This window comes from Fibrobacter sp. UWB7, assembly GCF_900142945.1.
Taxonomy (GTDB): Bacteria; Fibrobacterota; Fibrobacteria; order Fibrobacterales; family Fibrobacteraceae; genus Fibrobacter.
In genome coordinates this window covers 874,580-888,732 of the sequence record NZ_FRCO01000001.1, presented here as the reverse complement: position 1 = coordinate 888,732, position 14,153 = coordinate 874,580, and the positions used below count along the sequence as shown (strand labels likewise).

Here is a 14,153-nt window from a genome sequence, read left to right as displayed (position 1 = left end):
ATCCTATGATGCGTAGGATGTTTAAAGGCGTTGCCTTCGCGGGAGCGTTGTTGGCTCTTGATGGCTTTGCCGAGGAATGTAAGGGCGTCGCACTGTATTCGGATGGTAGCGACAATGGTCAAATGATTGAATCGGGGAGGACTTTCCCGGAGTCGCCGGAATGGAAAGCGAACTGGGGAAATTTCGATGGAATGAATGCTCCGTACATCCGGTTGTCGGGCTCGAAAAATGAGCAAGGCGACTGGACGGGATTGCTTTCATTCCAAGCGCTTCCGTTGCGTGTGGATGGTGGCGTGCTCCGTTTGAAGGTGCGCGCTACGCAAAACGCAAAGTTTGGAGTTTGGCTGAAGGGAGCGCTTTCTGAGAGTCGAGTCCATTATGTGAACTTGACGGCGAATAAAACGCATGCGCTAGAAATTCCGCTCTCAAGTTTGGGCGTGACGGGAGCAATCGATGTTGTGAATTTGGGTGTAGGACTTTTCCAAGTTCCGCAAAACCAGTACACGACGCTCTTTATTGACGATATCGGATTCAGTTGCGCAAAGAGTGGTGCTAATTTGGGTGGAACTTCTGCAACGGTTGTTGTAGATGGAGCTAAACATTGGGAATATGAATTTTCCAATGTGGAAGCTTGGTCCGAAAAACGCGAGGCGCGATTGCTGCCTGCATTGGAGCCTGAATTCAGTGCTGCATATACGCCTCAAGAACGGAATTCTCTCATTTCGACAGTGAATGCAGATTTTCTGGTAAATGAACTGGAACACTTGAAAATTGTGAATAGTATTAGAGCATCGGAAATGTCTGCGAAAAAGTCGCGGTTGACCTGGTACGATAATATGTATTCGGTCGTTCGTAATCGATTACGAGAAAATGCAGTTGCCAATCCGAAACAGCTTTATTTTGAAGCGGAGGCGATTGCTGCAAATTCGGATTACACGGTAATTCCGTTGCTTGTAACTGATTTAGATTACGTGTATAAGGCGTGTGCCGATGAAACGTGCGGTTCAACTCAGAATGTGAATGCGCATTTGCTGATGGCGGGGCTTCCGACCTCTTTTGTGCGCGGCTCTAAAATAAGCCTTGTGCTTGATCCGTACTTTGTTGTGACGAAACAGCGTGAATTGCCCTCTGTTTCTGTTTGCGTTTCGGGAACGTGCAAATCGATTTCTCCCAAAGAACGGCTTGAACTGGAGTTCCCGTCGTCGGGTTTGCAGAAAATAATAGTCAAGCTGAAAAGTGCCTTGCGTAATGTTGAACAAAATCTCTTTGTGGAGGTAAAATAATGATGCGTTATTTATGGTTTGCTCTTGCTTCGCTTTTGACGACTAATGCGATGGCTGTGTCTAAAGATTATGCGTTCTTTGTGGATGAAAAAGACCGTCTTTGTGTTGAAAATGGCAATAATTTGGTAACCTTGAATGGCTTGGATCGTGTAGGTAGTTCGTGTACCGGTAATAACCAGTCGGTCCGTATCCGCATTATGGACGCCCCTCAAGATGCAAGTTCTCCATCGGGCATTTACTTGGAACGTCCATTCATGATTATTGATGGCATCAATTTGGATCCTGAAGAAAAGAGAACCTTGACGGATTTGGAATGCGATGTGACTCAGGTCGGTATTCCGAATATTCTTAAATCTTTAGGGTACACTCCTGTGCTTGTGCAGTTTGATGAAACGGTACGTGTTTCGCTTCAACAAAATTCTAAGGCGCTGAGCCAGTTGTTTGCCTTCTTGAATGATAATGTGCATATCCCGTTCCCGGGAGCAAAAGAAGATGGTTTTGTCATCATGGGCATAAGTCAGGGTGGCGTTATTGGACGTTACGCCTCTTACCTTTATGACACGCATCGAAATGAATTCGATGCTCCGATTCGCTTGTTCTCGTCGCTGGATTCTCCGCATCAGGGGGCGGTAATGCCGATGGGATTATTCAATACAGTGGCATTCTGGGGCGATAAGGGTGGCTCTGCGTCTGCTGAAATGTTCAAGAATATCTTGCTTTCGAAAGGAGCGGCAGATCTGCTTGTTTATGAAAATAAGTGCACGGATGGTTTATGCACTTCAGAAGTGAATACAAGGGACAGGTTCCTTTTTGATGATTATCGCCTTGCTGCAGAATACAAGAAGTTCCCTGTTGTGCTTATTGCGCAAGGACAGTTGAAAGGCAAAAATCCTGAACATAAAAATGATTATTACCGACTCGAACGTCATGTGAAAAAGGGTCCGGCATCGCTTGGTTCTGCGATAAGCCATATGCATTATTCCGATAACAATGAAACGATTTCTTATAACCGTAAAAAGGAAACGACGGATGATCCTATAAAAGTTGATTACCGTTCGACTTCCAAATATGATTTTATTCAGGGTTCTACGTATCCGTTTGCAGGGACGATTTACAATTCCTTGCGGCAGGGATTTTTGGATGCGATGCCAGAGGATATGAAACAGGAGGTTCTCTTTTTCAGTATTAACTTGAATACTTCCTGGGGCTATGACGAATTGATTCAGGACCGCAGCACGTTTATCCCGACGGTAAGCGCTATGGATATGAAGTGCAATGGTGATTTGGCAATTCGCTCAGAATGCGGTTTTAAACAGTCGTATAAGGATTTCCCATTTGAAAATCCGGGGAGCAGAAGTACGGCAAATGCGGCTTATGCCGTGGATCCGACGCACCCGCGTTATGCTGAAGCCATTAGCGGTCGCCATGTCGAAATGCCTGTTGAAAACGGACGTATAAACGAGACCGTGATGGAGGGGATGCAGGTTGATTTGTGGCGAATTTTATGCGAGGTGGCAAAGTACGATTACGATGCTGATGCAGGGCGGTTTAGAAATCCGAAATTGGTGGGATATTTCTCGCCGAATGCGAATTGCATGGATGCTAGTAAGATGCCTGATGTTATTCGTTATGCCGGCTTTGTCCAGCAGATTCCTTTTGCGTATGCGCGTTATGACTACAACGCTTTAGCAACGGAGAAGAATGAGTCTGTGAAGTTTAATCTTCCGGCGGGATGGAAAAAAGTGGCGACTTGGAATTATGGAACCGATATTCAGGCGAATACTTCTTTTGAGGTGGATATTCAGGTCGATAATCCTAAGGGAAACTGGATGAAAGCGGAACTTCTCGTTTGCCGAGTTAAGGGTTGCTCTGGTCATTTGCAGTTAAATGAATTGCCGGTGACGCTTGATGGCAAAACTCATACATTGCGTTGGCAGATGCCCGCAAATGATGGGGCTCTTAATGGTTTGCACTGGTTTCGTCTTGTGCTTAATTCTGATGGTGGGAACGTTACGTTGTCGAATCCTCATCTTGTGTTGAATACGCAGGGGGATGCTGCGGTTCCGCCAAAGATTGCATCGTCGGAAATTTATCCGGGTCCGTATGAATATACGCTTTGGGATGCATCGGTCCATGCAAACCCATATCATGATGAACTCGGTTTAGGGCTTGAGATAACGTTTGACAGGGCTCGACAGGGGTTGCATTTTGATTTTGGAAAGATGGTTTCGATGGATGATTACAAAAATCTTGTTGTAGACTATTGGCCGGGAACTTGCCAAAATTCGATCGCTTATTTTGACTCTAAAAAGCTGTTGAAGATGAATCTTGATAACGGTAGTTTGCAAAATGGATTTGTTCAAAAAGTTTTACCTTTAGACGAAATCATCGATACGGATGTTACCCCGCAAGGCTCTAAATCCGCACGCCGCTTGAATCTACAGCCTGTTGTTGCTAATGAGCGTTGTCTTATAAAGTCAATTTCGTTGAAATGAAGGTCTCTTGATGCGTTTGATGAATTATGATATATTATTTGGCGCAAAAACAAATAAGTTGGAGAATAAGATGAAAAAATCAATTCTTTTCTGTATGCTTTCTGCGGCGGCGTTGTCGTTGTGCGGTTGTTTGAATCCGCATTTGAGTTCAATTGGATCCTCGCAGATGATTGTGGCTCATCAGCCTCGCTTGGCGATCAATGGAGAATCTTCTCCGATGACTCTTTCTGTTGATGCGTATGGCGGTGCAAAGATGACTGGGCGTAATGTTAAGGACGGCTTTACTGCTGGCGGAACGGCATCATTGAACTATAGACTGCTTGGTGCTATGACACCGTTGTACGTAGAGGCTGCTTTGGGAGGCAAGGGTGGTAAAGCGTCGTTCGATTGCTCGGAAGCGGGTAAGTGCAATGAAGGCTATATGGCATGGCTTGCGACTCCAGAAGGAAAGAAAAAGTATTCGTTCTGGAGCTTCCAGGAACGTATCGCTGTTGGTGCTGACTTTGACGTAGGTCCTGTGATTTTGGGACTTGGTGCTGGTGTCCAGCTGTTTGAAGGCGGTGGCGACTTTGATGACGTTCGCGACTATCTTGGGAAGAGTCTTGCTGAAAATGACGACGAAGGGTTTGGCGTAAAGCTTTATTCTTCGGCTCGCATTGGCGCTAGGCTTGGACCGTATGGCGTGATCGCTTTTGATACTGATGTCATGTGGCTCAAAACGATGAACATCGGATTCATGCTGAATTACTTCCATCCGTCTGGATTCCATGGCGGTATCTTTGCAGCGGAAAAGGTCGGCTATGGTGTGAATGTCGGCAAGACGTTTAGCTTCTGATATTTAGTTTCTGACAGATTGTGAAGTGAAGCTTCATTTGGCTTGCTTTGCAACCTTGTTTGATTAGCGTACAAAAAAGGCTTCGAGCGGATGCTCGAAGTCTTTTTTGTAAAGTCTTGAGCGAAGCCCAGAGGACTTCGCGAAAGCTCTTACTTGCTGAGGGTCTGAACCTGGACGTCCCAGCTCTGGTTGCCAAGGGCAATGCGGTAGGTGCTTGCTGCGCCAGCCTTCATGTTCTTGGTGTCGACAGCCGGAGCGGCGTTCGGGTCCTTCTTCGGCACGCCAATGTGGCGGTTGCCCTTGAGGAATTCGATACCCTTGTTGCCAGCCTTCGTCTGGAGGCAGCCCGTGATAAAGATGGTTTCGTCGTTGACCGGGAGACCATTTTCTTCGAGGAGCTTCTTAGCAGCAGGAATGCCCGGCGGAAGAATTTCTTCTGCGCACTGGACGCCCGGATAGGCTTCCTTGAACGGCTTCATGTTGAACTGGTCGGCTGCGATCTTCACGAGTTCCGGATCCGGTTCGCACGGAGTCTTACCCTGGTAACCGAGGAGCATCTTGCCGTAGCCTTCGGTCATCTTGAACCACGTACCGCGACCGGCAGCCTGGTTCAATGTGTTCATGTAAGCCTGCTGGAAGTAGAACTGAGAAACCGGCGTCACAGAGGAAGCGAAGCCACCGCGGCGTACGCATTCACTCATGTTTTCGATAACCTTCGGGAAGAGGTGGAAGGTCTTGGTTTCGCGCATCATGAGCGTGTTAGCCGTGAGAGCGCCACCCGGCATCGGGCTGAAGATAACGTCGGTAGTGATCTGACGTGCTTCAGGCGGGAAGTTGTAGTCCTTGAGGCATTCAACAGCGACGTTGTTAGCTTCCATGAGTTCCGGAATGTGATCGTCGACGATGCTGTCTTCACCGAGGGCGAGCTTGTAATCCGTACCCTTGAGGGCGTGGAACATGGAGAAGAGGTCCGGCTGAGCTGTACCACCAGAAAGCGGCTTACGGCCGAGGTCGACGCCATCTGCGCCACCTTCGATAGCGGCCTTGTACTGAGCCACACCAGTACCGCAAGTGTCATGGCTGTGGATGCGGAGTTCGACCTTGTCGCCGAGGAGCTTACGAGCGCGCTTGAACGTTTCGTAGACCTTGGTCGGGTTCGTCGTACCGGAAGCGTCCTTGAAGCAGACGGAAGCGAACGGAACACCGGCGTCCAAGATGTTGCGGAGGATGCGTTCGTAGAATTCCGGGTTGTGAGCGGCGTTGAGGTCGCATCCCGGAGGAAGTTCCATCATGGTGACGACGACTTCGTGTTCAAGTCCTGCGTCCGTGATGCACTTACCGGAGTAAATGAGGTTGTTGACGTCGTTGAGAGCGTCGAAGTTACGAATACGGGTCATGCCGTGCTTCTTGAACATGTCGGCATGGAGCTTGATCATATCGCGCGGCTGCGGAGCGAGAGCGACCACGTTGATACCGCGAGCGAGAGTCTGGAGGCGGATCTTCGGACCGACAACGCGACGGAATTCGTCCATCATGTCGAATGCGTCTTCACCGCAGTTCTGATAGAGAGCCTGGAAACGGGCGCCACCACCTGCTTCGAAGTGGGTGATGCCAGCCTTCACAGCTGCTTCAACAGCAGGCATGAAGTCCTTCATGAACACGCGAGCGCCGAAGATGGACTGGAAGCCATCACGGAACGAGGTGTCTTGGAACAGAATCTTTTTCATAATGTTTTCCTGTGGGATTTAATCCCTTGTTTTTACTGTACAATAAAATACGGGGTCAAAAATAGAAAAGACGAGAGAAGAGAAACGAGAGACGAGGGAAAATGAGGGATAATTTACAGCTTAATTTTGAATTTTTCCGAAAAGATCTTCGCACATGGTGCGGATGGGGCGGGGGAGGAGGGATTTCGGCTGCTTGCTAACCCAAACGACATAGGCGCTTCTGCCCTTGATTCGGTAGGCGTCAATGAGTTCACGCTTGTTGTTGTATATCTCGAATAGGATCTCGATACGGTCCGGTCTGAACGACCATCCTGTGGCGCGGTCTTCCCAGTGCAGAATCTTTGGCAATATGATATAGTCCGTTTGTTCTAAAACCTGTTCTTCGAGGTTTTCGATAGGGATGGGGTTGGGAATGACGCCGATGACTGGTGTATAGCGGTTCAGTTCTTTTTTCAGGGCAAAGATGACATCGTCTCCGGATGTGGGGTATTCGATGTCTTCGTACGTTCCGTTTTCTGGAGTAATCAGGAGGATTCGGCTCGATGTGTTGGCGAGTTTTGACGGCTGGTTCATGAACTCATTTTGGTATGAAGCCGTGCAGCCCGTAAAGAGTGTGATTGAGGCGATGAGTAAAAGTACGGATATGATATTTTTCATAGAAAACCTTTTGCTTGGATGGTTAATATAATAAAATGTTGTTCTAAATCCTCTCTTTTAGACTAAAAAAGCTCGAACGGCGGTGCTATTTTATAAAACCATAGATTGAAATTTGTATTTTTGGTCTAATCATATATTATACACATTGAATTGTGTTGGAATACGGAGTATTGTAATGAATAAAAAGTACGCTCTAGCTGTAGCTACCACTTTCCTTGCTGCTGGATCGGCGTTTGCCGCTCAGTCTGGTGACAGAACTGTGATTACTTGTAGCTTTGACGACATGTTCGGTAATTCGTGCTATTGGCGCTGCCCGGATATGGAGGATACGTATAGAACGGAAAAGAAAGACGATCGTTGTGCCAATGTGCTTTACAGATGCGTCAATTATCCGCGTTCTTTTATGCGTTCGTCTGTTGGCAGTAGTGAAATCTGGATTACGCCGGACAAGTATAATTACTATTTCGGCAAGCTTCCGCAGGAATTTGATTGCAGTATTTCTGAAGAGGAACGCGCGGCACAGATGTTGCGCCCGACTCAGCCTGTTCAGCAGAATACGTATGCTTCGAACAAGTACCAGAATACTTCGACGTATGACGAATCGAGAAATTTGTTGATCGATAACCGCGATGGCGAACGCTATACGACGGTGAAGATTGGTGGTCGCGTCTGGATGGCGGAAAACTTGAAGTTCCGTTTGCCGGATAGCTACTGCTATGAGAACAATACCCAGAATTGCGAAACTTACGGTAGACTTTACACATGGAATGCTGCAAGGAAGGCTTGCCCCGATGGTTGGAGCCTGCCGATGGGCGATGACCTCAACTACCAGGACTTTAATCTGAATGGTTTTAGAGTTTTGGATGGTGGCTACTATGTCGATGGCGAACGTTACATTGACATTGGCAACCGCGCCTTCTTCTGGCTTGGCGATGACAAGGGCAGTGACCGCGCCGATGCGATGAGCTTTAGAGGCCAGAATCTCGAAACGTTCTCGTTCCAGGGCCGAAAGGCAAATGGTTACTCTGTGCGTTGCATCCAGAACTGGGAAGCGGCTTGCAAGGACCGTCTGGGTAGCGTGATGGACAATTCTGGAAAGACCTACAGAACGCTCAAGGTGGGCGACCAGACTTGGATGGCTGAAGACGTGATTCTGGACCGTCTGGACGAAATGGAAGCGAGAAACCTTAACCGTGGATGCCCGCGTGGCTGGCACGTGCCGGAACAGGCTGAATACGAACAGCTTTTCTCGAAGGCTTCTGAATTTGACATCCATGCCAACGACAAGCGTGCAAGAAAAAATCGTGATGCTAAGGAAAATCCGTGCAGCTTGAATTTCGACTTCAAGCGCGGCTACTGGACGTCTTCGAAGAACGGCAATGAAATGACTTATGTGGACTGGAAGTACAATGCTATCCGCGAAAAGGGTACTCCGTACTTCAAACATGGCGATGCTTATACGAACAAGCTCCGCTGTGTGAAGGATGGCTCGTCTTACGGTGCTCCGAAGCCGCAGGTAACGACTTCTCAGGCTGGTGCAAAGCCTGCAGCTCAGGCAAATCCGGCGAAGAACGCTGCCAACAAGACTGTCCTTGAAAAGTTCATTTTGCAGGGCGTGACGTTTGGTGTTGGACAGTCCAGATTCACTCGTGAATCTACGGATGGCTTGAATAGACTTGCAAGTCACTTAGGAAACTATCACGGCAAGACGATTGAAATTGTCTCCCATACGGACAACTTGGATCGCCCGGAAAGAAGCCGTGTGCTTGCTCTCAAGCGTGCCGAAGAAGTGAAGAGCTATTTGGTGACGGCAGGTCTTTCGAAACAGGATATCATTGCGACGGGCAAGGGCGGCGATGAACCTCTTGTTCCGAATACGACTCCGGATAACCGCATGAAGAACAACCGCATTGAAATCTTTGTGTACTCCTATGATGCTCCGGCACAGGCTGCTCAGCCGCAACAGAAGAAGGCTCAGCCGACTCCTGAAGCTGCTCCGAAGAAGTGCAAGGAACGTGACATGGCGAACAATAAGCTTGGCGAATGCTATTCTTACCAGGAAGGTTCTAAGGACCACAGAAGGTGCATGGCGGCATACAAGAACTTGCTGAACCTTGCCAATTCCAAGTGCAAATAAAAGAACCGCTAAATGCGAGGAATAATGGTTCCCGTCGCTACGCTCCAGGATGACTGTTCGAGGATGACGGGATAAACAAATTAAGAAGCGCAGCTCATTGAGCTGCGCTTCTTGTTTAAGTTCTGCAAACTAGATCATGAGAGGGGCGTAGCCCCTTCTATCTTTAGATAAACATCATCGTGTTGAGCTTTGCGCGGTACTTCCAGGTGAGTTCGTGTTTGGGACCGAGAACGCCGAAGAGCGTGAGCATTGCCTTCTTGGCGGCGCCGTCGTTCCATTCCGGAGCTTCGACGTACAAGTTCAGGAATGCCTGGAGTGCACTTTCGAAATCTTCTTCGCAGGCGAGCTTGCAAGCTTCGTGATAGACGATGGCTTCTTTACCTTGGACATCTTTCTTGGCGACTTCGGCGTGGAAGTCGAGAAGTTCCAAGAGCGATTTGGCTTCGCGGTACTGGTCGTCGCTTTCGACAAACTTGGAGAGAATGTCTTTTGCCTTTGCGGTATCGCCGAGACCAAGGCTTGCCTTTGCCCACAGGAGCTGGAGCTTCTTGTCATTGGGGGTCTTGGCGAGAGCTTCATCGAGCATCGGGAGCGCTTGGTCGAAGTTCTTTTGTGCAATGGCGTCTTCAAGAGCCGTCTGGAAACGGGCTTCTTCGGAGACGTAGAACTTTTCGAGACGCTTCTTGAGATCGGCTTCGGGGAGCACGCCCTGGATGACGTCTGCAATTTGGCCTTTATCGACCACGTGAATTTCGGGGACGGACTGCACGCGGAACATCTGGATGAGGCGCATGTTTTCACGGTCGTCGCAGCTTACGACGCCGAGCGTAAAGTCCATGCTTGTGGAAAGCTGACCTGCCAACTGGGAGTACGGGGCGCAATCCGGGTATTCTGCGGAGGAGAAAAGAATCGCGACAGCGCGCGTTTCAGAGGCCTTGATGACCTCTTCTTCAAAATTTTCTGCTGTAATTTGAACTACTTTAGCCATGCGGCTAAATATAGAATTAACTATATTCAAAGTATGTGTAAATGTTCTTTTTGCGGTTCAGAAGTCGAGTCCCTCAGAATTGTCAATCTTGATCTGAGGATTTGCCCGAAGTGTTATTCCATTTATTTTCCGTGCAACCAGACGTTCGCCTTTTACGGTGGACTCTCGGACAAGACGCGTGAATTATGGCTCAACGACTTGAATAAGAAAAACGTGCAGGACCCGCCCTGCGAAAATCCGGTATGCATCGATCATGGTCAACCGCTTGTGAAGGGCAAACTCCCGCATTACGGTTTTGATGGCTATGTGACGACTTGCTGCGAAACGTTCCATATGCCGCCTTCGACGGTGAAACAGCTTTTGCAGTGGTCTTTGGACATCAAGGCGGCTCCGCAGGCAAAGGAAGGCAAACATCACTTCTTCTTTATCCATTGGATTGATTCATTTGTGAATAAGCTTTTTGGTGAAAAGCCTGTGGAAGAAGATCCGCTAGATTACATTCAGTACAATAGAACTTTAAGGAAATTTTTTGAGTAAATGAAAAAATCATATACGATTTTAGCAATTATTGCGATTATTGTTGTTGCCATCTATGTAATGCTTCCGAAAGAGCGATTTGCTGAAACGGTGTTTCCACTAGGGGATGGTGCAAAAGTATCTGCATTTGACGATAATGCGGCCGGGGGAACGTCTGCTGTCCAGTTTAAAGCTTCGGATTCCCTGACCTCGTTCCAGTGTGCTCTTGGCACTGACGAAAAGAAACCGACTTGGTGCGGACTTGTATTTGACTTTGACCCGGCGGGCGAAAAGAAATTCCACAACTGGAAAAATGTTGATACGCTTTATATGGACCTTGATATCGCCGGGACAGATGAAATCCTTGTGAAAGTCTGGACGTATGACCCAGATGTGACGGATTTGCAGAAGTCCAATACGTTCAAGATGTTGCTGAAGGAAGTTCCTGTGAAAACGGGGCGCAACAAAATTGCTATTCCGTTTGAACATTTCTACATCCCGAACTTTTGGTATGACGATCTTGGTGTCAAGCGCTCGAAAAATCGTTTGCATCACGAAAGCGTTGCGCGTGTGGAAATTTCTGCAGGGTGGAAACAGCCTCGTGGAAAGAACTTTGTCGTGAATGTCCGAGAAATTTTTGCAAGTGGTATAAGCAATACGGCTTACGGAATCTTCTTGTTCATGATTCTTGGGCTTATGATCGTGGCGATTGGACGTAGCCACCCTGTGAAGGAGTATGATGAAAAAAATTAGGTGGATTGGAATTTCGATTTTCCTGGTCCTGCTGATTGCTTGGGGCTTTTTCTATTCACGCTGTGGGGGAGTGGCGGTGGAGCTTTTCCCTGAGCGGACTTTTGAAATTTTTCCGTTGAATGATAGCGCAATCGGTGGATTCTCGACTAGCGAAGTTCAAGTGACGGATACGCTTTTGACCTCTTCGGTGGTCATACATTCGGGCAAGGCTTTTACGTACGCAGGTGTCGGCTTCAACTTGAAATCTGTGGACAAACGACCTGCCGGAGTTTTTGACCTGGCAAAGTTTGATTCCATGGAAGTGCATGTGGCTTCGAAGCGCATGAATTCCATGAAACTCCGCATTCTGACGGATGACCCGGTCTATACGCGTAATGGAGATTATGTGACGCTTCGTGTTCTGGAAAAGGATATTCCGTCGGCGCCTTACTTACTGATGGGTGGCTCGAAGGAACGCTTTGCGGTAAGCAAAATTTCGCTCAGTGAATTCCGAGTTCCGGAATGGTGGCTGTCGCAGCAGGGACTTGAAGAAGACGATGGCAAAACGTACTTGAGCCGTGCCGCATTCTTTGAAATTGTAAGTGGCGCCTCGACGCTTCGCGGCATTCCGGATGAAATGGAAGTCCGCTATGCTCGCCTTTGGGGCCATAATGCCGAACAAAAGAAAACGATGCATGTTGTTTTAGCATGCATCTTGTTTGGCTTTATCCTTTTTATAGTTTATGTCTTGAGAAGTAGGGGAAGAAAAGATGCAAAGAAATTGGACGCTTGATAGGGTAATGCGCTATGTGCTGATTGCAGCTGCAGTCGCCGTTACTCTTGTTGTATTGAATTATCTGAGTGGAGTGTTGTTCCCGTTTTTTGCGGCGTTCTTGATTGCCTATATCATGGACCCGCTTGTTTGCCGGTTGCAAATAAAATTCCGTTATCGCGTGATAGCCGTGGTGGTCGTGCTTTTGGGTGCCGCTATTATTATTGGCGGTTGTATGTATTTCTTTATCCCGAAAGTCATGCACGAAGTCCAGTATCTGGGAACGCTTATTTCAAAAATCTTTACGGACTCCACTTGGAGTGATCGAATCATGACGTTCTTGCCTGCGGATATGTGGGCATCCGTGAAGACGATGATTTCTTGGAATAGCATTGCCGAGGCGATGGAATCGCTTGACGTGTGGAGCGTGGTGCAGACGGTTTCGGACCGCATTCTTCCGGGCGCTTGGGACATTCTTTCGAAGACTTCGACGATTGTCATGGGTATTTCCAGTGCGGCTGTCGTGTTTATGTACCTTGTCTTCATTATGCTTGACATGCATAAAATCAGGAAGGGCATTCGCCGCTTGATCCCGAGACGTTACCGCCGCGAAGCGGGTGAATTCGCTAGCTCTACGGACAAATTTATGGGCACGTACTTCCGTGCTCAATCCATGGTCGCCTTTACGGTTGGCGTTTTGTATGCAATTGGCTTTAGCGTGATGGGACTCCCGATGGGGATGGCGTTTGGACTTTTCTCCGGGGCATTGAACATGATCCCTTACATGCAGCTCACGACTATCCCGCTCGCCTTACTACTGGCGGTGGTTTACGCTTTGGACAAGGGCATGCCGTTTTGGGAAGTGGCAATTATCATCCTTGCGATTTACCTTGTTGTACAGATTATCCAGGACTTCTTCTTGGTGCCGCACATTGTCGGTAAGTCCATGAATTTGCCGCCTGTAGGGATCCTTCTGTCGCTCTCGATTTGGGGCAAGTTGCTTGGCTTTTTGGGACTTTTGGTGGCGATTCCCTTTACGTGCATATGCCTTGTCTATGTAGAGAAATTAAGGACTAGAGCCGACCAGTACGTAGAAGATGCGGGCAGACTGGCTCCCAAGGCTTGATTTTATGCGGTTTTAAAAACTTTTTTCATTTAAAAGCTTTCCTCCCCGTGAAAAAAAAGGTATAATATTACCAACAATTCACAAATCTGACTCAAGGAGTTATAAAATGAACAAACAAGATCTTATTGAAGCTGTGCTCGCTAACAAGGAAGCTGGCATTGAATCTAAGGCTGCTGCTGCTCGTGCTATCGACGCCGTTCTCGACGGTATCGCTGCTGGCATCAAGAAGGACGGCAACGTTCAGCTCATCGGTTTCGGTACTTTCACTGTGAAGGCTCGTGCTGCTCGTACTGGCCGTAACCCGCAGACTGGTGCAACCATCAAGATCAAGGCTTCCAAGACTGTTGGCTTCAAGGCTGGTGCAGCTCTCAAGGAAACCGCTGCTAAGAACAAGCCGGCTAAGAAGTAATTCTCTGAGCTAGATTTGCTTTTTGCAAAGGATGGGTCGCTTTTTGCGACCCTATTTTGTTTTGAACGCGTGTCTCTGTTTAATTGTTTATTATATTGGTGGATAACGATTTAGAGGTATTTTATGAAACGTTGGATTTTGAGCTTGGTCTCTCTTGTTTCGATTCTGGGTCTTATGGCTTGTTCCGCTCCGGCAGACTCTGATTACGAAACGCTTCATGAAAAGTGCAAGAATAAGCCGTCGCTTCCGGAATGTCAGGATGACGTGCAGGAAGACGATTCTTCGATGGATGAGGACTAATTTTTATAGCCCGCTATTGAAAGGATTTATCACTTATTCTATATTTGCGCAAGTTTAAGTCTTTGCGAAATAGGAAAGTGATGAACGTGATTACAAAAAATGTAATGTACTCCTGTGACATGCACGATGTTGCGCCGTTCGCTGGTTTTTCTATTTCCATTTTTGATTTTAAAGAT

The 14,153-nt window shown here is 47.8% G+C and carries 13 protein-coding genes; 10 read left to right on the top strand and 3 right to left on the bottom strand.

From position 1 onward, the window contains the following. Positions 1-5 precede the first annotated feature (5 nt). The 3 genes from BUC30_RS03675 to BUC30_RS03665 all read left to right on the top strand — a co-directional run bounded on the left by BUC30_RS03675 (position 6) and on the right by BUC30_RS03665 (position 4,613). Positions 6-1,283, top strand: a complete 1,278-nt coding sequence (locus BUC30_RS03675) for a hypothetical protein (protein ID WP_139260780.1) — start codon at positions 6-8, stop codon at positions 1,281-1,283. Next, entirely contained in the window at positions 1,283-3,778 is a 2,496-nt protein-coding gene (locus BUC30_RS03670) for a hypothetical protein (protein ID WP_073423574.1), read from the top strand. Before BUC30_RS03675 ends, BUC30_RS03670 begins: the two co-directional genes overlap by 1 nt. 70 nt (positions 3,779-3,848) lie before the next feature. Continuing rightward, positions 3,849-4,613, top strand: coding sequence for a hypothetical protein (locus BUC30_RS03665; protein ID WP_073423573.1), 765 nt, complete (start codon positions 3,849-3,851; stop codon positions 4,611-4,613). 149 nt (positions 4,614-4,762) lie between these two features. Here the strand turns inward: BUC30_RS03665 and BUC30_RS03660 are convergent, their stop codons facing one another. Next, positions 4,763-6,340, bottom strand: coding sequence for a biotin attachment protein (locus BUC30_RS03660; protein WP_073423572.1), 1,578 nt, complete (start codon positions 6,338-6,340; stop codon positions 4,763-4,765). A gap of 120 nt (positions 6,341-6,460) precedes the next feature. Continuing rightward, positions 6,461-6,997, bottom strand: coding sequence for a DUF4823 domain-containing protein (locus BUC30_RS03655; RefSeq protein ID WP_083555482.1), 537 nt, complete (start codon positions 6,995-6,997; stop codon positions 6,461-6,463). 175 nt (positions 6,998-7,172) lie between these two features. On the opposite strand from BUC30_RS03655, the gene BUC30_RS03650 reads away from it, so the two are divergent. Then, positions 7,173-9,134 (top strand): FISUMP domain-containing protein, encoded by a 1,962-nt coding sequence (locus BUC30_RS03650; RefSeq protein ID WP_073423570.1) that lies wholly within the window; start codon positions 7,173-7,175, stop codon positions 9,132-9,134. A gap of 163 nt (positions 9,135-9,297) precedes the next feature. Here BUC30_RS03650 and BUC30_RS03645 read toward each other — a convergent pair whose 3' ends face one another. After that, on the bottom strand, positions 9,298-10,122 hold the full coding sequence (locus tag BUC30_RS03645; RefSeq protein ID WP_073423569.1) for a tetratricopeptide repeat protein: 825 nt from the start codon (positions 10,120-10,122) through the stop codon (positions 9,298-9,300). Between the two features lie 198 nt (positions 10,123-10,320). On the opposite strand from BUC30_RS03645, the gene BUC30_RS03640 reads away from it, so the two are divergent. The 6 genes from BUC30_RS03640 (at position 10,321) to BUC30_RS16035 (ending at position 13,977) form a co-directional block, all read left to right on the top strand. After that, positions 10,321-10,659, top strand: coding sequence for a hypothetical protein (locus tag BUC30_RS03640; protein ID WP_170861495.1), 339 nt, complete (start codon positions 10,321-10,323; stop codon positions 10,657-10,659). Continuing rightward, positions 10,660-11,391: a CIA30 family protein gene (locus BUC30_RS03635; protein WP_073423567.1), complete on the top strand. Its 732-nt coding sequence runs from the start codon at positions 10,660-10,662 to the stop codon at positions 11,389-11,391. Beyond that, positions 11,375-12,163, top strand: a complete 789-nt coding sequence (locus tag BUC30_RS03630) for a hypothetical protein (protein WP_244536470.1) — start codon at positions 11,375-11,377, stop codon at positions 12,161-12,163. The genes BUC30_RS03635 and BUC30_RS03630 overlap by 17 nt, the downstream gene beginning before the upstream one ends. Next, the gene (locus BUC30_RS03625; protein WP_073423565.1) at positions 12,141-13,268 is read left to right on the top strand and encodes an AI-2E family transporter; all 1,128 of its coding nucleotides are present in this window, start codon (positions 12,141-12,143) and stop codon (positions 13,266-13,268) included. The genes BUC30_RS03630 and BUC30_RS03625 overlap by 23 nt, the downstream gene beginning before the upstream one ends. Positions 13,269-13,374: 106 nt before the next feature. Next, a complete protein-coding gene (locus tag BUC30_RS03620) occupies positions 13,375-13,677 on the top strand; it encodes an HU family DNA-binding protein (RefSeq protein WP_073423564.1) in 303 nt (100 codons plus the stop codon). 123 nt (positions 13,678-13,800) lie between these two features. After that, entirely contained in the window at positions 13,801-13,977 is a 177-nt protein-coding gene (locus tag BUC30_RS16035) for a hypothetical protein (protein ID WP_170861494.1), read from the top strand. The last annotated feature ends 176 nt before the right edge of the window (positions 13,978-14,153 follow it).

What these genes read in the sequence shown, in the direction of transcription:
- BUC30_RS03650 (WP_073423570.1), top strand. Translation starts at nt 7,173, where the DNA reads ATGAATAAAAAGTACGCTCTAGCTGTAGCTACCACTTTCCTTGCTGCT.
- BUC30_RS16035 (WP_170861494.1), top strand. Translation starts at nt 13,801, where the DNA reads ATGAAACGTTGGATTTTGAGCTTGGTCTCTCTTGTTTCGATTCTGGGT.
- BUC30_RS03645 (WP_073423569.1), bottom strand. Translation starts at nt 10,122, where the DNA reads ATGGCTAAAGTAGTTCAAATTACAGCAGAAAATTTTGAAGAAGAGGTC.
- BUC30_RS03625 (WP_073423565.1), top strand. Translation starts at nt 12,141, where the DNA reads ATGCAAAGAAATTGGACGCTTGATAGGGTAATGCGCTATGTGCTGATT.
- BUC30_RS03660 (WP_073423572.1), bottom strand. Translation starts at nt 6,340, where the DNA reads ATGAAAAAGATTCTGTTCCAAGACACCTCGTTCCGTGATGGCTTCCAG.
- BUC30_RS03635 (WP_073423567.1), top strand. Translation starts at nt 10,660, where the DNA reads ATGAAAAAATCATATACGATTTTAGCAATTATTGCGATTATTGTTGTT.
- BUC30_RS03620 (WP_073423564.1), top strand. Translation starts at nt 13,375, where the DNA reads ATGAACAAACAAGATCTTATTGAAGCTGTGCTCGCTAACAAGGAAGCT.
- BUC30_RS03630 (WP_244536470.1), top strand. Translation starts at nt 11,375, where the DNA reads ATGATGAAAAAAATTAGGTGGATTGGAATTTCGATTTTCCTGGTCCTG.
- BUC30_RS03655 (WP_083555482.1), bottom strand. Translation starts at nt 6,997, where the DNA reads ATGAAAAATATCATATCCGTACTTTTACTCATCGCCTCAATCACACTC.
- BUC30_RS03675 (WP_139260780.1), top strand. Translation starts at nt 6, where the DNA reads ATGATGCGTAGGATGTTTAAAGGCGTTGCCTTCGCGGGAGCGTTGTTG.
- BUC30_RS03665 (WP_073423573.1), top strand. Translation starts at nt 3,849, where the DNA reads ATGAAAAAATCAATTCTTTTCTGTATGCTTTCTGCGGCGGCGTTGTCG.
- BUC30_RS03670 (WP_073423574.1), top strand. Translation starts at nt 1,283, where the DNA reads ATGATGCGTTATTTATGGTTTGCTCTTGCTTCGCTTTTGACGACTAAT.